This window comes from Streptomyces daghestanicus (genome assembly GCF_020521275.1).
In the GTDB taxonomy this organism is placed as follows: domain Bacteria; phylum Actinomycetota; class Actinomycetes; order Streptomycetales; family Streptomycetaceae; genus Streptomyces; species Streptomyces griseoviridis.
Map to the genome: position 1 here is coordinate 321,933 of NZ_BNDX01000007.1, position 19,575 is coordinate 341,507.

19 protein-coding genes and 1 pseudogene are annotated in these 19,575 nt (G+C 74.6%); 8 read left to right on the forward strand and 12 right to left on the reverse strand.

Features of this window, described 5'->3' with window-relative positions; translation table 11 throughout:
- Positions 1–59: 59 nt before the first annotated feature.
- Positions 60–926 (reverse strand): annotated as a pseudogene (locus tag Sdagh_RS37165) (condensation domain-containing protein); the annotation flags it as partial.
- Between the two features lie 218 nt (positions 927–1,144).
- On the opposite strand from Sdagh_RS37165, the gene Sdagh_RS08770 reads away from it, so the two are divergent.
- Entirely contained in the window at positions 1,145–2,473 is a 1,329-nt protein-coding gene (locus tag Sdagh_RS08770; protein ID WP_189424112.1) for a lysine N(6)-hydroxylase/L-ornithine N(5)-oxygenase family protein, read from the forward strand.
- 42 nt (positions 2,474–2,515) lie between these two features.
- A complete protein-coding gene (locus Sdagh_RS08775) occupies positions 2,516–2,848 on the forward strand; it encodes an antibiotic biosynthesis monooxygenase family protein (RefSeq protein ID WP_189424114.1) in 333 nt (110 codons plus the stop codon).
- A gap of 111 nt (positions 2,849–2,959) precedes the next feature.
- Here the strand turns inward: Sdagh_RS08775 and Sdagh_RS08780 are convergent, their stop codons facing one another.
- Entirely contained in the window at positions 2,960–4,186 is a 1,227-nt protein-coding gene (locus tag Sdagh_RS08780; RefSeq protein WP_190078395.1) for a styrene monooxygenase/indole monooxygenase family protein, read from the reverse strand.
- 576 nt (positions 4,187–4,762) lie between these two features.
- On the opposite strand from Sdagh_RS08780, the gene Sdagh_RS08785 reads away from it, so the two are divergent.
- The gene (locus Sdagh_RS08785) at positions 4,763–5,701 is read left to right on the forward strand and encodes a TauD/TfdA dioxygenase family protein (RefSeq protein ID WP_189424124.1); all 939 of its coding nucleotides are present in this window, start codon (positions 4,763–4,765) and stop codon (positions 5,699–5,701) included.
- 58 nt (positions 5,702–5,759) lie between these two features.
- Here the strand turns inward: Sdagh_RS08785 and Sdagh_RS08790 are convergent, their stop codons facing one another.
- Entirely contained in the window at positions 5,760–7,277 is a 1,518-nt protein-coding gene (locus tag Sdagh_RS08790; protein WP_226534879.1) for a carboxylesterase/lipase family protein, read from the reverse strand.
- A 252-nt stretch (positions 7,278–7,529) separates the two neighbouring features.
- On the opposite strand from Sdagh_RS08790, the gene Sdagh_RS08795 reads away from it, so the two are divergent.
- On the forward strand, positions 7,530–8,000 hold the full coding sequence (locus Sdagh_RS08795) for a MarR family winged helix-turn-helix transcriptional regulator (protein WP_189424129.1): 471 nt from the start codon (positions 7,530–7,532) through the stop codon (positions 7,998–8,000).
- Between the two features lie 7 nt (positions 8,001–8,007).
- Here the strand turns inward: Sdagh_RS08795 and Sdagh_RS08800 are convergent, their stop codons facing one another.
- Positions 8,008–8,496 carry an anti-sigma regulatory factor gene (locus tag Sdagh_RS08800; protein ID WP_190012128.1) on the reverse strand — a complete coding sequence of 163 codons (489 nt, stop codon included), beginning with the start codon at positions 8,494–8,496 and terminating at the stop codon, positions 8,008–8,010.
- Between the two features lie 119 nt (positions 8,497–8,615).
- Positions 8,616–9,764, reverse strand: a complete 1,149-nt coding sequence (locus Sdagh_RS08805) for a PP2C family protein-serine/threonine phosphatase (protein WP_190012127.1) — start codon at positions 9,762–9,764, stop codon at positions 8,616–8,618.
- Between the two features lie 138 nt (positions 9,765–9,902).
- Here Sdagh_RS08805 and Sdagh_RS08810 point away from each other — a divergent pair, with 138 nt between their 5' ends.
- Complete coding sequence (locus tag Sdagh_RS08810; protein WP_190078393.1) at positions 9,903–10,400, forward strand: MarR family transcriptional regulator; 498 nt, start codon at positions 9,903–9,905, stop codon at positions 10,398–10,400.
- 182 nt (positions 10,401–10,582) lie between these two features.
- On the opposite strand, the gene Sdagh_RS08815 is transcribed toward Sdagh_RS08810, so the two are convergent.
- The 6 genes from Sdagh_RS08815 to Sdagh_RS08840 form a co-directional block, all read right to left on the reverse strand.
- Positions 10,583–11,551 (reverse strand): threo-3-hydroxy-L-aspartate ammonia-lyase, encoded by a 969-nt coding sequence (locus Sdagh_RS08815; protein WP_190012126.1) that lies wholly within the window; start codon positions 11,549–11,551, stop codon positions 10,583–10,585.
- 157 nt (positions 11,552–11,708) lie between these two features.
- Entirely contained in the window at positions 11,709–11,945 is a 237-nt protein-coding gene (locus Sdagh_RS08820) for a hypothetical protein (protein ID WP_189424135.1), read from the reverse strand.
- Positions 11,946–12,043: 98 nt separating this feature from the next.
- Entirely contained in the window at positions 12,044–13,039 is a 996-nt protein-coding gene (locus tag Sdagh_RS08825) for a mechanosensitive ion channel family protein (protein WP_189424137.1), read from the reverse strand.
- A gap of 126 nt (positions 13,040–13,165) precedes the next feature.
- Complete coding sequence (locus Sdagh_RS08830) at positions 13,166–14,125, reverse strand: MASE1 domain-containing protein (protein WP_189424139.1); 960 nt, start codon at positions 14,123–14,125, stop codon at positions 13,166–13,168.
- 56 nt (positions 14,126–14,181) lie between these two features.
- Complete coding sequence (locus Sdagh_RS08835; protein WP_189424141.1) at positions 14,182–15,012, reverse strand: PP2C family protein-serine/threonine phosphatase; 831 nt, start codon at positions 15,010–15,012, stop codon at positions 14,182–14,184.
- Positions 15,013–15,100: 88 nt separating this feature from the next.
- The gene (locus Sdagh_RS08840) at positions 15,101–15,556 is read right to left on the reverse strand and encodes a hypothetical protein (protein ID WP_226534881.1); all 456 of its coding nucleotides are present in this window, start codon (positions 15,554–15,556) and stop codon (positions 15,101–15,103) included.
- 787 nt (positions 15,557–16,343) lie between these two features.
- Between Sdagh_RS08840 and Sdagh_RS08845 the strand changes: the two genes are divergently transcribed.
- The 3 genes from Sdagh_RS08845 to Sdagh_RS08855 all read left to right on the forward strand — a co-directional run bounded on the left by Sdagh_RS08845 (position 16,344) and on the right by Sdagh_RS08855 (position 18,818).
- Positions 16,344–17,219, forward strand: a complete 876-nt coding sequence (locus Sdagh_RS08845) for a Sco1979 family transcriptional regulator (protein ID WP_189424143.1) — start codon at positions 16,344–16,346, stop codon at positions 17,217–17,219.
- A gap of 120 nt (positions 17,220–17,339) precedes the next feature.
- Positions 17,340–18,155, forward strand: a complete 816-nt coding sequence (locus tag Sdagh_RS08850; protein WP_190078407.1) for an SAM-dependent methyltransferase — start codon at positions 17,340–17,342, stop codon at positions 18,153–18,155.
- 51 nt (positions 18,156–18,206) lie between these two features.
- A complete protein-coding gene (locus Sdagh_RS08855) occupies positions 18,207–18,818 on the forward strand; it encodes a GNAT family N-acetyltransferase (RefSeq protein ID WP_190078391.1) in 612 nt (203 codons plus the stop codon).
- Here Sdagh_RS08855 and Sdagh_RS08860 read toward each other — a convergent pair.
- Positions 18,808–19,572, reverse strand: a complete 765-nt coding sequence (locus tag Sdagh_RS08860) for a class I SAM-dependent methyltransferase (RefSeq protein ID WP_189424148.1) — start codon at positions 19,570–19,572, stop codon at positions 18,808–18,810. The genes Sdagh_RS08855 and Sdagh_RS08860 overlap by 11 nt on opposite strands.
- Positions 19,573–19,575 lie beyond the last annotated feature (3 nt).

Genomic DNA, 19,575 nt, shown 5'->3' on the forward strand with positions numbered 1-19,575 from the left:
GGACTGTACTCCTCATCTTCGGTGGACGGGGATGCCGTGGTGCGGTGGTGCCACAGGACGTCGCCGCGCCGGCGGACCAGCGTGCCGGTGCGGTGCAGCCGCCCGCCGGGCGGCCCGAAGGGATCGGCGACGAACCGCTCGGCGGTCGGGCCCCGCCGCCCCGGACGGACCCGGGCAGCACCGGCGGCGCCGAGGTACAGCTCCCCCGTGACGCCGTCGGGGACAGGCCGCAGATACGGGTCGAGGACGTAGCGCCGGCCGCGGGCGCCGCACCCGGCCGTCCCGCCGCCGGTGACGATCCGGCGGTACTCGTCCGGCTCCAGCAGCGCGAGCCGGGTGACGGGGGTGTCCGGGCGGGCGAGGGCGTCGGCGAGCAGGGTGCGGTAGTGGCCGAGGACGCGGTCGGCGGTGGCGGCGTCGAAGAGATCCGGGTGGTACGTCACGTGCGCCGCGCCGTCCCGTACGCACAGCAGCAGGTCGAAGGGGGCGGGGAAGCCCGCCGGGGGCCGGGCGGTGGTGGCGAACGCCGTGTTGCAGAACAGGCCGCCGCCGCGGGTCGGCCGGGGACGCAGTTCGTCGACGAGCATCTCGAAGGGCAGCCGCCGGCCCTCCGCCTCCTCGAACGCCTGGGTCACCCGCCGTACCAGTTCCCGGAACGAGGGCTGGTAGCGGAGGGAGACCCTCACGGGGAGCCCGTCATGACCGACGGTCAGGTCCGGTGTGCCGCCGTAGCGGTGCAGCAGGGCGAAGAACGCGGCCAGCAGTACGGGGTCCGGCGCGTCCGGCACGCCGGTGCGGGCCGCCCGGGAGCGCCGCGCCGGCGACGGCCCGGGCGGGTACGGGCGGTCCGTGGGCAGCGCGGACTCAGGGGGCGGCGGGGTGAGCGTCCGCCGCCAGTGGTCCAGGGCTTCCTCGGCACCGCACACGGCAGCGCGCCTCCCGGCAGGTCGGTTCCGGCACCGGGCCGGATGTCGGCGCCATCGTAAGGTAAGGGTTACCTAATTGACAGGCCGCCCGCTCAACATCCTTGTTCCGCGCACCCGTTGTCAGGTAAGGCTAGCCTTATCTAACATGTGCCTGCTGGGAGCGACCTGTGTTCTTTCCGAGGGAACGCCGTGTTCCCCCGACGAGAGGCGAAGAAGCGTTGACGACGCTGCAGAGTGGGCCGGACTCCGTCTACGACGTACTGGGCATCGGATTCGGTCCGGCCAATCTCGCGCTCGCGATCGCCCTTCACGAGCGGGGTGCCGCGCCGGACCGGGGAGCCGCGCTCCGCGCGGGATTCCTGGAACGGCAGCCGCGGTTCGGCTGGCACCGGGGCATGCTGATCGACGACGCCACCATGCAGGTGTCCTTCCTGAAGGACCTGGTGACGATGCGCGACCCCACCAGTGACTTCAGTTTCCTGTGCTACCTGCGCGAGCGCGGCCGGCTGGTGGACTTCCTCAACCAGAAGACCCTCTTCCCGCTGCGCGTGGAGTTCCACGACTACCTCGAATGGGCCGCCGCCCGCGTCGGGCATCTCGTCGAGTACGCCGCCGAGGCCGTCTCGGTGCGCCCGGTCACCGAGGACGGCGAGGTCCGCTACTTCGACGTGGTCAGCCGGGACCCGGCCGCGCCAGGCCGGCCGACCGTCCGCCGCGCCCGCGCCCTCTGCCTGGCCACCGGCCTCGAACCCCGGCTGCCACCCGGTGCCGTCCTGTCCGACCTGGTCTGGCACAGCAGCGAACTGCTGCCCAAGGTGGAGCGGTTGACGCGCTCCGGGCGGCCGGTGCGGCGCGCGGTGGTGCTGGGCGCCGGGCAGAGCGCCGCCGAGACCGTCGACTACCTGCACCGCACCCTGCCGGACGCGGAGATCTGCTCCGTCTTCGCCAAGTACGGCTACACCCCCGCCGACGACAGTCCGTTCGCCAACCGGATCTTCGACCCGGAGGCCGTGGACCTGTTCTACGGCGCGCCCGCCGAGGTCAAGCAGTCCCTGTTCGACTACCACCGCTCGACCAACTACTCCGTGGTCGACATGGACCTGATCGAGTCCCTGTCCCGGACCATGTACCAGGAGCGGGTGCAGGGCCGGCAGCGGCTGCGGATGCTCAACGTCTCCCGTATCCGCGAGGTCGAGGCCGGTGACCGGGACGTCCGGGTGACGGTCGAGTTCCTGCCTACGGGCGCGCGCGAGCAGCTCACCGCCGACGTGCTCGTCTACGCCACCGGATACCGGCCCCAGAGCATCGGCGACCACCTGGGCGAGGTCGCCAAGCTCTGTCTGCGCGACGACGAGGACGCGCTGCGGGTGGGCCGCGACCACCGGGTGGAGACGGCGTCGAACGTCACCGCCGGCCTGTACCTCCAGGGTGCCACCGAACACACCCACGGGCTCGCCTCGACGCTGCTGTCCACCACCGCCGTGCGCGCCGGGGAGATCTCCTCGGACCTGTTCGCGCGCCACTCCGCCCGGGTCCCGCACGAGTGACCCGGACCGGCCGGCCGGGGCCGGGTACGGCAGGATGAGGCCATGAGCGTAGTCAAGATCAACGTGCTGACCGTTCCCGCCGAGCAGCGGGAGACCCTGGAGAAGCGCTTCGCCTCGCGGGCGCACGCCGTGGAGAACTCCGACGGCTTCGAGTGGTTCGAACTGCTGCGCCCGGTCGAGGGCACCGACACGTACCTGGTCTACACCCGGTGGCGCGACGAGGCGTCCTTCCAGGCGTGGATGGAGGGCCCCATGAAGTCGGCCCACCAGGGCGGCGGCGCCCCGGAGGGCGAGCGTCCGAAGCCCGCGGCGAGCGGCTCCACGCTGTGGTCCTTCGAGGTGGTGCAGCAGGCGGGGCCGGGCGCCGGCGCGTAGTCCCGCCGTCCCCGTCCCGTCCCGCCGTCCCCGTCCCGTCCCTCCGCCCCGGTCCCGGTGGCCCCCCACCGGGACCGGGGCCTCACCGCGTCCGCGCCCGCGGGACCGGCGTCAGCCGGGCAGCACCCCGTGCCGGGCGAGGAAGGCGCGGGTGCGCTCGGGGGTGGCGAGCAGGCGCCACTGCCGGTCGGGCCGGCCGAAGTTGTCGGTGAACTCGTCGGCCGCGCTCCGGCACTCGCTCATCGCGCCCAGGAGCCGCCGGACGTGTTCGGGCGGCCGGAGCATGAGCTCGGACCAGCGGGCCGCGCCCAGGACGACCTCGGCGCGGCGCCGCGCGACCCGGCGGCAGAACAGTTCGTCGAGGACCGGGTCGTCCAGGACGGCGTCCGCGACCACCTCGGCGCTGTACGAGGCGGTGTTGGCGCCCTGTCCGACGATGGGGTCGACGACCGTGTGGGCGTCGCCGAGGGCGAGTGCGTACCGTCCGCCGGGCAGTTCGGCCCAGTCGGCCCGCACGGTCGGCGTGATCGCCGTCCGCACCAGGTCGAGGGGGCCGGTCAGGCCGAACCGGGCGGGGTCCGTGCGCGCGAAGACGGTGGGGTGGTGGGCGGCGAGTTCGGCACGGACGGCGCGGTCGAACGCGGCCGGGCCGGCCCGCTGGTCGAGGGCGCACAGGGCGTCCGCCCCGCCGCCGGGCACGCACTCGAACAGCAGGGCGGTGACGTGGCCGTGGCCGGAGTAGAGCGGGATCTCGATCAGTTCGCCGCGTCCGGGGGCCAGAGAGAGGGTCACGCCCTTGGGTTCGGCGGGTGCGACGCCGTGGTAGAGGCCCGCGCAGAGCCGGCGGCGCGGCGCGGTGGCCGAACCGGGGCCGTCCAGCCGGGGGAAGAGGTCCGCGAGCGGTCCCCGGCCGGTGGCGACGACGAGGAGGTCGTGGCGGGCCGCGAGCCCCGCCAGGTCGTCGGCGGCCACCCGGCCCGTGCGCAGTTCGCCCCCGCGGTCCTGGAAGACGTCGGTCAGGGCGGGCAGGACCAGCCGGTGGTCGACGCCGCAGGAGGGGCTGGTGAAGTCGCCGCGGAACGTCAGGGGCCGGGGGCCGCCGACGTAGTGGTGGTGGCAGGTGTAGCCGTAGGTGTCGGCGGGCCAGAAGCCCACCCCGAGTGCCGCCTCCCGGCGCAGGGTCGGCGCGTGGTGGGCGACGGTGGCCGGCAGGGGGCCGGCGGCGATCTGGGCCGGGGTGCGGTCGCTGTAGAGGGTGACCGGGATGTCGTGGCGGCGGAGCAGAAGGCCCAGGTGGAGACCGGCCACCCCCGCCCCGATGATTCCGATGTCCGGCATGGCGGCCCTCCCGACGCGACCGTGGGTCCGGTGACTGGTGCACGCAGTCGCGCGGGGAGCCTTACCCCGTCCCGCGGTCACCATGCCGGTCACCGGGCGGACCGGCCTGGGCCGGCCGCCTCCTCCGCCCAGGCGCTCGCGCGGGGGCGGCGGTGAGGCCCCGTTGACAGGGGCGGAGGAGGGATCACACAATCGTCGCCATGCACATCTGCCGGTTCGCCTCGTCCACGGGAGCTTCGCGCGTCCCGGAGCGAACCGGGTGTCCGCGCTCCGGCCGTTAGGCCCTGTCCCCGACCTCCCGTCTGCCGGGCGCCGCCCTCCACGCACGTCCGCCGCGCCGGCCCGCCCTCCGGGCGGATGACGAAGGTGTGACGACAGGACCTCAGCCGGAGGCCCTCCCGCGAGCCCTCCCCCGCTCGCCCTCTTTTCCCCGACGCACCGGCGTCCGTCGTCCCGGACGCCCATCCGCCGCCTCCCGGTCCGCGCCCGACGGCGGCACGCCCGGACGCCCCCGTGCCCGCGGTGCCGCCGCGGGTCCGCCGTCCGGGCCGGACCGGCCCGCAGGAGAGGAACCCCATGACCGTCACGTCCACCGCCCCGGCCGCCGTACTGCGCACCGCGCGCATCCCCGGAGACGGCATCTACGAGGGGCCGCGCGTCCTGCGCCGGCTGCCCGCCGGGTGGGAGGAGCGGCCCTACGAGCTGTTCGAGGTCGTCCCGCAGGCCCGCACGATCGGTGCCGAGATCCGCGGGGTGGACCTCGCCCGCCCGCTGACGCCCGCCCTGCGCGCGGAACTGGACCGTGCCCTGCTGGAGTGGAAGGTGCTCTTCTTCCGCGCCCAGCACCTCACCTCCGGCCGGCAGCGCGCCTTCGCCCGCAACTGGGGCGAGCTGGAGACCAACCCCCTGCTCGCCACCGGGGCCGGCGCGGACGTCGTCCGCTTCGCCAAGGGCGGGGACGCCACCCCGACGTTCGAGAACGTCTGGCACACCGACGTCACCTTCCGTGAGCGTCCCGCGCTGGGCGCCGTCCTCCAGCTCCGCGAGGTGCCCCCGTCCGGCGGCGACACCCTGTGGGCGGACATGGCCGCCGCCTACGACAACCTGCCGCGGGAGGTGAGGGAACGCGTCGACGGCGCCCGCGCCGTGCACGACTTCATCCCCGGTTTCGCCCGTTTCTACGGCCCCGAGCGGCTCGCCCCTTTCCAGGAGGTCTTTCCGCCGGTGGAACACCCCGTGGTGCGTGTCCACCCGGCGACCGGACGGCGGACCCTGTTCGTCAACGCCTCCTTCACCACGCGCATCACCGGCCTGGACCGCGACGAGAGCGACCGGCTGCTGCGCCTGCTGTTCCAGCAGGCACACGTCCCGGAGTACCAGGTGCGGTTCCGCTGGCAGCCGGGGGACGTCGCGTTCTGGGACAACCGCGCCACCCAGCACTACGCCGTGAACGACTACGGCTCCCACCGCCGCGTCGCCGAACGCGTCGCCGTCGTCGGCGACCGCCCCTTCTGACCCTGCCGCGCGGGACCCGTCCGGGACGGCGCCGGCGTCCCGGACGGGGTTCCCCGGATCAGCCCGCGGGCTGGTTCCAGAGGTCGCACTTGTGGCGTTCGGGGAAGGTCGTCTGCGCGGTGATCCCCTCGGGGTCGAGGACCTGGACCTTCGGGTGGAGCGGCCAGTACGGAGCACCGGCGGTGTATGGGACACCGGTGCGCGCGAAGGCCGTCCAATAGCCGAGCATCGTGTCCGCGAGGGCGTTCTGCGCGGGGGTTCCGGTGACGGCGCCGAAGACGTAGCGGATCTCCGAGCCGTGCGGGGCGCCGGCCGGGAAGCTGATCGGCAGGTTCAGGTGGTCCATGGCGTGCCGGTCGGCGAACTCGTACTGGTAGGACCGGACGTACCGGGCCATCAGTCCGGCGGTCCGGGACTGCGGGCAGGCGAACGGGGAGTCGGTGAGGACAGCGCCCAGCGCCTCGGCGGGGCTTCCGTAGTCGGACAAGGGGTAGCGCGCGAGGACCGCGTCGGCCCGGTCGCCGTACAGGGCGCGGACCGCTGGCGGGTATCCGGCGGCGGTGAGGCGGCGGCCGGCCAGGTCGTAGGTGGTCGCCACGGAGAGCCGGCCCTCGTCGGCGGTGGTGCCCTGGAGGACGGGGACGCGGTGGAACCGCCCGCTCTCCAGCGCGTCCGTCACCTGCCGGGGCAGGACGGCGCCGTCGACATTGGGGGTCCAGCGGGCGGTGGGACTCTGCGCGGCGGCGAGCAGCCGGTCCGCGGACAGGGCCCGCAGGCAGGCGGCGTCCGCGCAGCCCAGCGTGCCGGCCCAGGCGGCGCCGCCGGTCTGCTGCGACTCCTGGGTGGGCAGCGTGAATCCGCAGCCGGACTGGGCGATGGCCCGGTCGAACAGGCCGGTGGCGCGCGGCGAGACCAGGTGCTGGCAGACGCTGCCGCCGCCCGCCGACTCGCCGAAGACCGTGACGTTGCCCGGGTCACCGCCGAACGCGGCCACGTTGTCGCGGACCCAGCGCAGCGCGGCCTGCTGGTCGAGCAGTCCGTAGTTGCCCGAGATCCCCTCGGGGTACTCCGCCGCCAGGTCCGGGTGGGCCAGGTAACCGAAGACGCCCAGGCGGTAGTTGAGGGTGACGACGATCACGTCGCCGCGGGCCGCGAGGGTACTGCCGTCGTAGAAGGCGCCGGAGCCGACGGTGAAACCGCCGCCGTGGATCCACACCATCACCGGCCGTTTGAGCAGCGACGGGCGGGCGGGGGTGTGGACGTTGAGGTAGAGGCAGTCCTCACTGGGGGTGCCGGGTCCGGCCAGGTCGCCCCAGGGGCTGTCCGAGCCGGTCTGCGCGCAGGGGTCGCCCGGCGCGGTGGCGTCCCGGACGCCGCTCCAGCGGGCGGGGGCTTCCGGCGGGCGCCACCGGCGCGTACCGATCGGGGGCGCCGCGTAGGGGATGCCGAGGTAGGAGTGGGCGGCCTGCCCGGCCGCGCCCCGGACCTGGCCGTACCGGGTGGTGACGGTGGGGCCTTCGGCGGCTGCCGCGGGGACGGACCACATCCCGGTGGCGAGCAGTAGGAACGCGCCCACCCAAGCGCCGATATGTCGCGTCCATGTCATCCATGTCATGAGACGACCTCCGTGGGGTTCGGACGATGCCCTGCGGAGTCTGGCCGTCCCGGGGGCGTCCGCCATCGCGTGAATCACCGGCCGTCGGCGCCGGGGCCCGCGCGCCGGGCACGCCTTCACCTGGCCCTGCTTGCGCCGCGGGTCTCCGGGTACAGCGTTGTGCGACGGGGGTGACACCCGTACGGCCCGGAGCTTACGGAAAGTGATGCGCTCGTGACCCGTTCCACCGGTCCCGATGACGATCCGCACACCATCGCCCGGGACCTGGCCGGCGCGGTGGACAGCCTGACGGCCCTGTGGTCCCTGGCGGCGCAGGGCGCCGCGCTGCGGCTGTCCCCGCACCAGCTGCGGGCGTTGCGGATCCTGGAGGCGGCGCCCGGCCTGAATCTGACGGCCCTGGCCCAGCGGATGGACATCGGGCCGCCCACGGCCAGCCGGCTCTGCGACCGGCTGGAGGCGGCCGGCCTGCTGGAGCGGGAGGCGCATCCGCACCGGCGCCGCGAGGTGCGGCTGCGGCCGAGCGCCCACGGCCGGCGCGTCCTGGCGGAGGTGGCCGAACTGCGGACCCGGGCACTGGCGTCCGCGATGGCCGCGATGGCGCCCGGCGACCGGGCGGCGATGCGCCGCGGGCTGGTGGCCTTCCTCCTCGCCGGGGAAGCGGCGCCCCGGTCCGCCCCGGAGTGAGCGGCCGTCAGATCCCCGGCCGCGGGGAGGCCGGCACGGCGTCCCAGGCGACGACGGTGACCGTGGTCCCGCCACCGGGTTCCGTGTCGATCGCGAACTCGTCGACCAGCCGTCTGGCCCCGCTCAGCCCGAGCCCGAGTCCGCCGCCGGTGCTGTAGCCGTCGCCCATCGCCCGCTCGACGTCGACGATGCCGGGCCCCTTGTCGACGAAGACCAGCCGGACCCCGCGGACCCGTTCCCGGCACAGGGGGCCGATCTCCAGGTGCCCGCCGCCGCCGTGGAGCAGGGTGTTGCGGGCCAGCTCGCTGGCGGCGGTGATCAGCTTGGTCTGCCGCACCAGCCCGAAGCCGAGTCCGGCGGCGGACCGCCGGACCTGCTGCCTGACCCAGGCCAGGTCCTCCTCCGTACCGATCGGCACGGTCGAGGCGGGCAGTGCGGCGGGCTCGTCGGGAGGCCGGCCGCGCGAGGGGACACCGACCCGCTCCGTCACCTGCATCGTCTCCCTCTGCACGGCTCCGGTGCCGCGGACCGGCCGTACGCCGCCCGACTGTTTATTGCCGTATGACAAACTTTAGCCTCGGGCGGCGACCGGGAACAACACGCCCTTCCGGGCGGTCAGCGTCCGCGCCAGTCCAGGCAGAGCACCAGGGCGTCGTCGTCCGGCGCGGACCGGTCGTGACGGCCGGTCAGTTCCCGCAGGACGGCCCGCGGCACCTCGGCGGCGGGCAGCAGCCGGGTGGCCTGCACAGCGCGGAACAGCGCGTTCTCGCCGTACACCTCGCCCTGCGGCGAGACGGCCTCGTAGACGCCGTCGCTGACGGAGATCAGACGGTCGCCGGGCCGGACCTCGAACTCCTGCGCCTCGTAGTCGGTCTCCTCGAACATGCCGAGCGGCAGCTGGGCCTCGAACTCGACCTTCTCCACCACGCCGTCCCGCAGTCGCAGCAGCAACGGGGAGCCGGCGTCGACCACCTGGACGCGCCCGGTGGCGAGGTCGAAGTCGAACATCAGCACGGAGAGATAGCTGCGGCCCCCGTAGTGCGCGAAGACCGCCTGGTCGGCCAGGCACGCCTGGTCTGCGATGGACAGCCCGGCCCGCCGCGCGTTGCGCCAGGCGTTGACGGCGAGGTTGGTCAGCAGCGACGCCTCGGTGCCCTCGCCCATGCCGTTGGTGACGTACAGCATGAGGTGGTCGGCCGTCGCGGACCAGTCGAAGTTGTCACCGAAGATGGCGTACGCGGGCTCCAGCTGGGCGCCGAGTTCGTACTCGGGCCGCGCGCAGGAACGGCCGGGCAGGAGCTGCCACTGCATCTCGGCCGCCAGGGTGAGCCGGTCGGTACGCCGGGCCAGCAGATAGCGGTCGGTGTCGCGTTCGGCCACGATCAGCTCGTGGCCGAGGACCTCGGCGATCTCCGCCAGCTCGGGCAGGACCTCGCGCACCCCGTCCCCGGCCGGCAGGACCACCGACAGCACGCCGAGCCGGTCCCCGCGCACGGTGACCGGCAGGTGTACCCGCGTCCGTCCCCCGCCGGCCGGTTCCAGGCACGGCTCCTGGGCGCCGAAGGCGCGGCCCGCCGGGCCGTGGTGCACGGAGACGGGCGCGGCGGCGTGCGTCGGCGTCGAGACCGGCCGCAGCACCGTGAGGCCGTAGTCGGCCAGGAAGAGATCGGCGCCGTCCGCCGCGTAACCCGTCGCCAGTTCCCGGTGGACGGTCTCGGGCAGTTCGTGGGGCGCCGCCGTGCGCAGCGCGCGTACGACGGCCATGAATCTGTTCACGTTAGCGAATACACCTGTCCTTCGTCGCAAGGTCCACGTACGTTTCTCGGGCCGCGGGGCCGTATCGTGCGTTTGCGGTCGTCCCGCACCTAGTACGCTGGCGGGCAGTCCAGCGTCTGCGAGAGTGTGACCGTGACCGTCTTCCGTCCCCGCCCGGAGCCCGAGGACGTCGCGCGCGCGACCGCGACCGCCGCGGAGCTGCTGGAAGTCCTGTGGGGCCGGGCCTCGACGGCGCCCGCCTCCGCGTCGCAGCTGCGGGTGCTGCATATCCTGGAGCACCACGAGGGCATCAACCTGGGCACCCTCGCCGACTCCCTCGCCTCCACGCCGCCGTCCGCCAGCCGGCTCTGCGACCGGTTGCAGGCGGCCGGGTTCGTCGAGCGGGTCACCGGCCCGGACGACCGGCGCGAGGTACGGCTGCGCCTCAGCGGCCGGGGCCGCGCCTTCCTCGCCGACCTGCGGTCCCGCCGGGAGCGGGAGCTGCGGTCGGTGCTGGCGCTGATGCCGGCCGCCGAGCGGGCCGCGCTGCTGACCGGCCTGGAGGCCTTCTGCGCCGCGGCGACCGGGAGGTACGGCGTCGAGGCGGGCGCGGAGGACCGGGCGGCCGGCGGCCGTACGGCCTGAACCGCGGTCCGCTCCCCGCCTCCGGTGCCCTCGCCCCTGCGGAACATCTCCGCCCCCTGCCCCTCCGTCCGCGACACGGCCCCCTTCCGGCGGTCATGTCCTCTCGCGTGCCGGATACCCCGGCCTGCCCGCGATGTGCGTGGTGTGTGGTGGACGTCTCCGGCGGACCGGGGCGGCGAGGGTCAGCCGGCGAGGAGCGCGGCGAAGCGGGCGGTGTCGACGTTGCCGCCGGAAGCGATGACGCCGATCCGCCGGGGCGGGTCCTCGACGCGGCCGGCCAGCAGCGCGGCGAGGGCGCTGGCGCCGCTGGGTTCGAGGACGATCTTCAGGCGTTCGAAGGCGAACCGCATGCCGCGCACGATCTCCTCGTCGCTGACGAGCGCGATCTCGTCGACCAGCCGCCGGTTCACGGCGAAGGTGAGTTCGCCGGGGGTGGGTACGGCCTGGCCGTCGGCGACGGTGCGCGGCACGGGCACGGCGACGCGTTTCCCGGCGGCCAGGGAACGCCTGGTGTCGTCCCCCGCCTCGGGTTCCACGCCGACGACCCGGACGGCCGGGTGCAGGGCCTTGGCGGCGACGGCGCTGCCGGCGATGAGCCCGCCCCCGCCGACGGGCACGAGGAGGGCGTCGAGCGGCCCGGTCTCCTCCAGCAGTTCCAGGGCGGCGGTGCCCTGCCCGGCGATGACGTGCGGGTGGTCGTAGGGCGGGATCAGGGCCATGCCGTTGTCCCTGGCCAGGGCCTCGCCCAGCGCGGTGCGGTCCTCGGTGTAGCGGTCGTAGGTGACGATCCGCGCGCCGTAGCCGGCGGTGGCCTCCCGCTTGGCGCGCGGGGCGTCCTCGGGCATCAGGATGACGGCGTGGGTGCCCAGTTCGCGAGCGGCCAGCGCGGTGGCCTGGGCATGGTTGCCGGAGGAGTACGCGGCGATGCCCCGGGCCCGCTGCTCCGGGGAGAGCCGGGCGGCGGCGTGGTAGGCGCCGCGGAACTTGAAGGCGCCGACCCGCTGGAAGTTCTCGCACTTGACGAAGACCTCGGCGCCCGACAGGGCGTTCAGGGTGCGGGAGGTCAGGACGGGCGTGCGGTGGGCGACGCCCTCCAGGAGCGCGGCGGCGGCCCGGACGTCGGCGAAGGTCACCGGGTCGGAGGCGGTCATGGCAGGTCCCTTCCGGTGGGGCGGGTGCCGGGCCGGCGGACGACCGGGCCCGGTCCGCACCGTTCGCACGGTGCGGACCGGGCCCGATGGTACCGCCGGACGGGTGCCGTCCCCGGGGCCCGTCGTTCGGCTCACGCCGCGGCCACGGGGCCGGGGGTCAGTCCCGGCCGGACTCGATCTCCAGCTCGGCACCGCGGTGCCGCTCGTCCTTGGCGGCCCAGGTGACGCCGCCCTCGCCGCCGACGTTCAGGAACCGGCCCTTGGCGCGGTGGTCGAAGTAGCTGCCCTCCAGCTCGAAGCCCTGCGGCCCCTCGGTCGCGCTCGCGGCACCGGCACCCATCATCGCGACCGTCACGGACAGCAGTCCAGCGGCGGCGAACGTACGCATACGCATGCGTGTCTCCCAATCTCGTACGGGTTGGACGTCGCCATGCCTTCCCCGGTATCCGGCGGACGGCCCGGAACCCGCCGACGATCACCCGAAAGACATGCTCAGCGCAGCGCCTGGGCACTGTCGGCGTCGCCCTCGCCCCGGAGCCAGCGGGCGCGCTGCGCGAAGGGGATGTCGATGCCGGCCGCGTCCAGGGCCTCCTTGGCGCGGCGGCGCAGTTCGCGGGTGACGGCCCACTGCCGCATGGGGGCGGTGCGGACCGCCACCCGCACGGTGACACCGTCGGCGTCCAGGGACTGCACGCCCCAGACGGCGACGTCCTCCAGCAGGGCGCCGGTGAAGTCGGGGTCCTCGCGCAGGGACCGTCCGGCCTCCTCCAGCACCCGGTACACCTCGTCGAGGTTCGCGTCGTAGGCGACGGTCACGTCGAGGACGGCGCGGGCCCATTCCTGGCTGTCGTTGCGCACCCGCAGGATCTCGCCGTTGCGGATGTGCCAGAGCCCGCCGTTGAGGTCGCGGACGTGGGTGAGGCGGAGCCCGACGTGCTCGACGTCGCCGACGGCCTCGCCGAGGTCGACGGAGTCCCCGACGCCGTACTGGTCCTCGATCATGATGAGCATGCCGGAGAGGTAGTCGGCCACCAGGCTCTGAGCGCCGAAGCCGATGGCCAGGCCGACCACGCCGGCGCTGGCCAGCAGCGGGCCGAGGGCGATGCCCACCTGGTCGAGGACCATGGCGACGGCGACCACGAACAGGACGACGGAGACGATGCTGCTGAGGACCGAGCCGATGGTCCGGGCACGCTGCTCGCGCCGCTCGCGCACGCGGGTGTGGTCACGGTGGAGCACCGCCGGACCCCGCCCCGGCCTGCGGCCCGCCTCCCGTCCGTCGCCCGGTTCGAGGATGCGCTGGACGACGCGGGTGATGGCGCGTCCGGCCAGTTTCCGCACCAGGACCACGCCGATCACGATGAGGACGATGCGCAGGGGTACCCCGATGAGCGCCGTCACGTGGTCGCGCGCCCAGTCCGGCAGCGTCAGCGCGAGCTGGGGGGACGGGGATGAGTCGGGGACCGGGCGGTCGGATGCGTACGCCATGGACCGTGCTGCTCCTGTCGTCGGTGGGGGTCGCCGGGATCCCGGGGGCCGGGACACCGGGCGCGCCTACCCAGGAGTACGGGATTCCATGGATCGGGTGTGAGCGGCCCGCGTACGGCGGGCCGGCTACGGGCGGGGCCGGTCGCCGGCGGTGAGGTGTTCCAGCGCCGCGGCCAGTTCCTGGCAGGCGCGTTCCACCGACTTCCTGGTGTTGCGCTGCTCGGTGATCACCGCGGAGAGCAGCAGCGCGGTCAGGGCCATGGACCCGTTGAACGCCTGGAGTTTCATCATCACCTCGGACTCGGTCAGTCCGGTGAACGGGCCTCGCCGGTCGGTCGCCGCGAGGGTGGCCAGGACGGAGGCGGCCAGCGCGCACAGGGTGCTGCCCGCGAGCTGGAAGCGCAGGGCCGCCCAGATCAGCAGGGGATACACCAGGAAGAGCAGGCTGAGGGAGGTCTGGGTGGCCACGGGCACCAGGGCGCAGGCGACGGCGGCCAGGCCGCAGGCCTCCTTCCAGCGGACGGCGCCGGGCGGCGCCCGGCGGGCCCGGTGCAGCAGGAGCAGCAGCGGGGTGACGATGAGGACGCCCATGGCGTCGCCGACCCACCAGGCCAGCCACACCGGCAGCAGACTGCCGGCGTCCACCTTGCCGGTGGCGGCCAGCAGCGCGACACCGGTGCTGGCGCTGACCACCATGCCGGTCAGGGCGCCCAGGAACACCAGGGCGAGGCCGTCCCGCAGCCGGCCCAGGTCCCTGCGGAACCCGGCCCGGCGCAGCATGAGGTAGGCGCAGACGGGGGCGGCCGTGTTGCCGGCGACGATACCGGCCGTGGAGGGCGCCGGTGACGAGAGGGTGAGGACGACGCAGAGGGTGCCCAGGGCGACGCCGGGGACCGCGCGCAGCCCGAGGATCAGCAGGAAGGCGAGCGCGACGCCGGTGGGCGGCCAGATGGGGGTGACCACGGCGTCGTCCACGACGAGCCGGCGCAGCAGGCCGAGGCGTCCCGCCCCGTAATAGCAGGCCGCGACGCCCAGCGTCTCCAGGACGAGGACGACGGGGCGCGGCCAGCCTCGGATACCCACCACCCGGCCATCAGACAACGGCGCAGCCGGATCGGCCATACGGGATGCGCCGGTGCGGCTCAGCCGCCGCCCTCCCGGTTGTCGTGGCCGACGACCAGGACGGCCGCGTCGTCCTCGTGGCCCACCCGCTCGGCGTTCCTGATCACGGCGGCGGCCAGTGAGCCGGCCTCCATGTTGGCGACGGCGGCGATCCCGGCGAGCCGCACCACCTGGTCGAGGCCGTCGTCGACGCAGAGCGCCGGGCCTTCCACGACCCCGTCGGTGAGCAGGATGAAGACGCCCCCGGTGGTGAGCCGGTACCGGGTCACCGGGTAGTGGACGCCGCCGAGGACGCCGAGCGGCGGGCCGCCCTCGTCCTCGGCGACGCCTGCCTTGCCGTCGGCGGTGGCCCACACACAGGGGATGTGCCCGGCGCGGGCGCTCTCCAGGACCCCGGTGGCGGGGTCGAGCCGCATGAAGGTGCAGGTGGCGAAGCGGTCGGCGCCCAGGGAGAGCAGCAGGTCGTTGGTACGGACCAGCACGTCTCCGGGGTCGCCGGTGACGGCGGCCAGGGCCCGCAGCCCGACCCGGACCTGCCCCATGAAGGCGGCTGCGTCGATGGTGTGGCCCTGGACGTCACCGACGGAGAGGGCGATCCGGCCGTCGGGCAGGGGGAAGGCGTCGTACCAGTCTCCGCCGACGTCGAGTCCGGAGTACGCGGGTGAGTACCGCACGGCCAGGTGGAAGCCGGGGATGACGGGCAGGTCGCCGGGGAGCATGCCGCGCTGGAGGGCGACGGCCAGTTCCACCCGGGTCCGCTGGAGCTCCGCGTGGCGGCGCGCCTGGGCGGTCAGCGAGCCGAGCCTGGTCAGCAGCTCGTCACCGTCCTGTGCGGGGCGCTTGCGGAACATAGACCCTCCGGAGGGTGAGCCCGTTCAGGACGCCACTCCGTGCCGCCCCGTTTGTCACCCTCCGGGTACCCGGGCCCGGCCGGACGGATCAGCCGGTGGCGTCCAGCCGCCAGCACGGGGGGCTGCCGGAGAGCCGGCAGGTGAGGAGGTAGAGGGGTATGGGCGGGGTGTACGGGGAGCCGGTGCGGGGGGCGTGGATGAGGCCGGGGCGGGCCTGGCCGGCCCCGGGCCGCCGGGCGGGGGTCCAGGAGGGGTCGGCCACCCGGGCGCCGACGGCGTAGGTGGTGCCGGGCGGCCAGACGACGCCGATCTGGGAGCCGGCGGGGACGATCCACCACCAGCGCCGGTCGTCGGCGAAGACGCAGCCGACGCGGGGCAGCCGGTCCATGATGTGCTCGCCGTGTTCGCGGGGCAGGCCCACGGCGTCGTATCCGAGGGTCGCGGGCAGCCGCTCCGGTATCCGCAGGCGCGGGCCGGCGGAGCCGGGCGGGGCCGGCCGGGGGCGGTGGGACGGGGGCGGGGCGGGGTGGAACGGTCGGTCCATGAGGGGGGTCCTTCGGCCGAGTGGGGGGTGGGCCGTGCGCGGCGGCGGGGCCGCCGGTGGTGCGGTCGCCGTCCTGGTCCCGCCCGGGCGGGTGCCGCCGCGCCGTCACCGGTGCGGTTCGGTGAGCGGGCGCGGGCGGCGGCCGGGGGCCGGGGGCCGGCCGGGCCGGGGTGGTCAGCCCCGTGGGCGGCGGGTCGTGCGGGCCGGGGAGGTGGGCCGGCCGGGTGCGCCGACGCCCGGGGAACGGTCCGGTCAGGGCCGTGCGGGAGCGGGGCGGGGGTGCCCGGAGGCGAGCCGGCCGGGGCCGTGGGCCCGGGGAGTCGGCCGGTGTGCTCGCCTCCGGGTGTGCGCGGGGACCGGGTCCGTGCCGGTGGTCGACCGGACGGCGGGTCCCGCGCTGTCGCGCCGCGGCGCCGGTTCGGGCGGGCCGGTCGCGGGGGCGCGGCGGGGGTGGTACGCCGGGCCGGTCATGCGGGGGTCCGTCCGGTGGCCGGTGGAGGAAAGGGCCACACATCGCCATCGCCTTCTGTCCACGCTCGCACCCGGGACGCCCGGACCGCCGGCAGCCGGTGCGGATGCCGGCGTACGCAACAACCGGAACGGTGACTCCACTGTGGCACCTTCCGACCACGCCTCGCAACCGGCAAGTTGAAAATTGCAAGTGCCCCTGTGCATGCTGCTCCCCGCGGTGGCGTGGCCGCGGGGTCGTGGACCCCCCGTGTGCGTGGGGCGGACGTGACACGTGAGACGGTGGCCCGGGACCTTCCGGACGAGCGAGGAGCAAGGCGTGCGAGCGGAGACCGACTGGGGAGGTGCCCCCTCCGTCCTGCGCATGATCCTCGGCAGGCAGCTGGAGGAACTCCGCACCCGGGCGGGCCTGACCTACGAGGAGGCGGGCGAGGCCATCGGGGTCAGCCACTCCACGATCCGCCGGATGGAGGCGGCCAAGGTGGCCCGGCTGCGGCTGGCGGACGCCGAGAAGCTGCTCCAGGTCTACGGGGTGACGGACCAGCAGGAGATCGACACCTTCCTGAAGTCGGTCCGCGAGGCCAACAAGCGCGGCTGGTGGCACACGTACCGCGATGTCATGCCGGACTGGTTCGCCGCATACCTGAGCCTGGAACAGGCGGCGTTGCAGATCCGGGCCTACGAGAGCCAGTTCGTGCACGGGCTGCTCCAGACCGAGGCGTACGCGCGGGCCCTGCTCGGCGCCGGCCATCCGCACGCGCGGCCCGAGGCCACCGAGCGGCGGGTGGCGCTGCGGATGCGGCGCCAGGAGCTGCTCCGGCGGCCGGGTCCGCCACGGGTGTGGGTGGTGATGGACGAGACGGTGCTGCGCTGGCCGGTCGGCGGTCCGGCGGTGATGCGCGCGCAGATCGGCCATCTCATCGAGGTGAACCGGCTGCCGCATGTGACGGTGCAGCTCATGCCGTTCGCCAACGGTCCGCATCCCGCGATGCCGGGGGGCTCGTACCACCTCTTCCGGTTCCGGGCCCGGGAACTGCCCGACGTGGTCTACCTCAACGGGCTGGTGGGCGCCGTCTACCTGGACAAGGCCGACGACGTGGTGGTGTACCGGGAGGCCCTGGACCGGCTGGCCGCGCAGGCCGCGCCGCCCGCGCGGACCGAGGCCGTGCTCGACGCGATCCGCAAGGAGCTGTGAGTTCCGCGAAGACCGGCCCGAACCGCCGGGAACAGTGCCGGTGCGTGGGTGAAGTGTGCTTTCGTGGGTGCGCTGTTGAGCGTTGGCCCTGACCTCACTACATGTATGGGAGACATGACGGTGCCCGACAACGGATGGCCCGCGGACCGCATCGACACCGAGCACGCGCACTCCGCGCGGATCTACGACTACATCCTGGGCGGCAAGGACTACTACCCGGCGGACCAGGAGGCGGGGGACGCCATGGCCCGGGAGTGGCCCGCGCTCCCGGTCCACATGCGCGCCAACCGGGACTGGATGAACCGGGCCGTGCGCTGGCTGGCCGAGACTGCGGGCATGCGCCAGTTCCTGGACGTCGGCACCGGCATCCCCACCTCCCCCAACCTGCACGAGATCGCGCAGGCGGTGGCTCCCGGGGCCCGGGTGGTCTACGTCGACAACGATCCCATCGTGCTCACCCTCTCCCAGGGGCTGCTGGCCAGCACGCCCGAGGGCCGGACGTCGTACCTGGAGGCCGACTTCCGTGATCCGGCGGCCATCCTCGACGCCCCGGAACTGCGCGAGACCCTGGACCTGACGCGGCCGGTGGCGCTGACGGTGATCGCCATCGTGCACTTCATGCTGGACGAGGACGACGCGGTCGGCGTGGTGCGCCGGCTGCTGGAGCCGCTGCCGTCGGGCAGCTACCTGGCGATGTCGATCGGCACCGCGGAGTTCGCCCCCGAGGAGGTGGCGCGGGTGGCCCGGGAGTACGCGGCCCGTGACATGCCGATGCGGCTGCGCACCCTGGCCGAGGCGGAGGAGTTCTTCGAGGGGCTCGAACTGGTCGAGCCGGGCATCGTGCAGGTGCACAAGTGGCACCCGGACGGCACCGGCGAGCGGGGCATCCGGGACGAGGACATCGCGATGTACGGGGCGGTCGCCCGCAAGCCCTGACCCCACGGGGGTGCCACGGCGGGGCACTCGTGTCTCTGGCAAGCTGACGGGGTGACAGCGCCCGAGACAGTGCACGCCCCCGCGTTCGGTCAGATCACCCGGCCCGGGGACCTCCCCGCCGGCCTCCGGCGGGAACTCCTCGCCTGCTGGGCGGAGGTGGCCAACGCCGGCGGGGCGGTCATCCCGCCCGACACCCCGCTCCCGCCGGTCTCCCCGCCCCACCTCGCACCGGCGCTGGACCGGCTCGTGGCCGGGCTGGACCCCGGGCGGCGCCGGCTGCTCACGGCCACCGTCGGGGGCGCCCTGGCGGGCTGGCTGGTCGTCCGGCGCGAGAGCCATCCGCTGGAGACGCACTGCGGGGTCGTCAACCACGTCATGACGCGGGTGCCGGTGCGCGGTCTGGGCATCGGCGCGGCGCTGATGGGGCAGGTGCGCCGGGTGGCCCGCGACGAGATGGGCCTGGAGCGGCTGAAGCTGACCGCGCGGGCCGGGCTGGGCCTGGAGGACTTCTACCGCAAGGCAGGCTGGACGGAGGTCGGCCGGTGGCCGGGGGCGCTGCGGGTGGCCCCCGGCGACGACCGCGACGAGATCCTGATGGCCCTCGACCTGCGGGAACCGCCGGCGGACGGGTGCGGACCCGGGGCCGCCGGCCTCACTGCCTGACGGCCACCAGGACCCGGCTGTCGCCGAACTGCCAGACCGGTGTGACCTCGCCGAACCCGGCCCGGTGCAGCAGGTCGGTGTGCCGGTCCAGGGAGAGGTCCTCGGCGCCGCTCACGCCCTGGGGCGGGCGGCGGCGGGCCCGCTCGGCGAAGAGGTCGGCCAGTTCGGGCTCCTGGGACGCCTGCGCCCACCAGGTCCGCCAGTCCTCGTGGTCGTGGCAGCCGGTCCGCTCGGCGCGGCGCCGGCCCACGTGGGCGGTCAGCCCCGCGCAGGGCGTCGTGCCCGGCGGGAAGTGATCGCCGTTGACCAGGGCGCCACCGGGCCGCAGCAGAGCCGCGAGGGCGCGGTAGGTGCCGAGGAGCGTGGCCTCGTCGAGGTAGTGCAGCGCGGTGGTGGAGACGGCGGCGTCCAGGGGGCGGCGCAGGCCGAGGGCGTCGGTCCAGCCGTCGGCGCCGATGACGGTGTCGACGTAGTGGGCGGCGTCGGGGTGGTGGGTGCGGCCCAGTTCCAGCAGGACGGGGTCCATGTCGACGGCGACGATCTCCGCGTCCGGCAGCCGCCGGGCGAGCCGCGCGGACAGCGAACCCGGCCCGCAGCCCAGGTCGAGCAGGAGCGGCCGGGGCCGGCCGGCGCAGACGTGCTCCACGACGTCCGCGATCACCGTGAACCGCTCCTCGCGGTCGACCGCGTAGCGGCGCTGCTGCCGTTCCCAGCGCTCCACCCACATCTCGGCGGTCTGCATGCTCACGCCCATCTG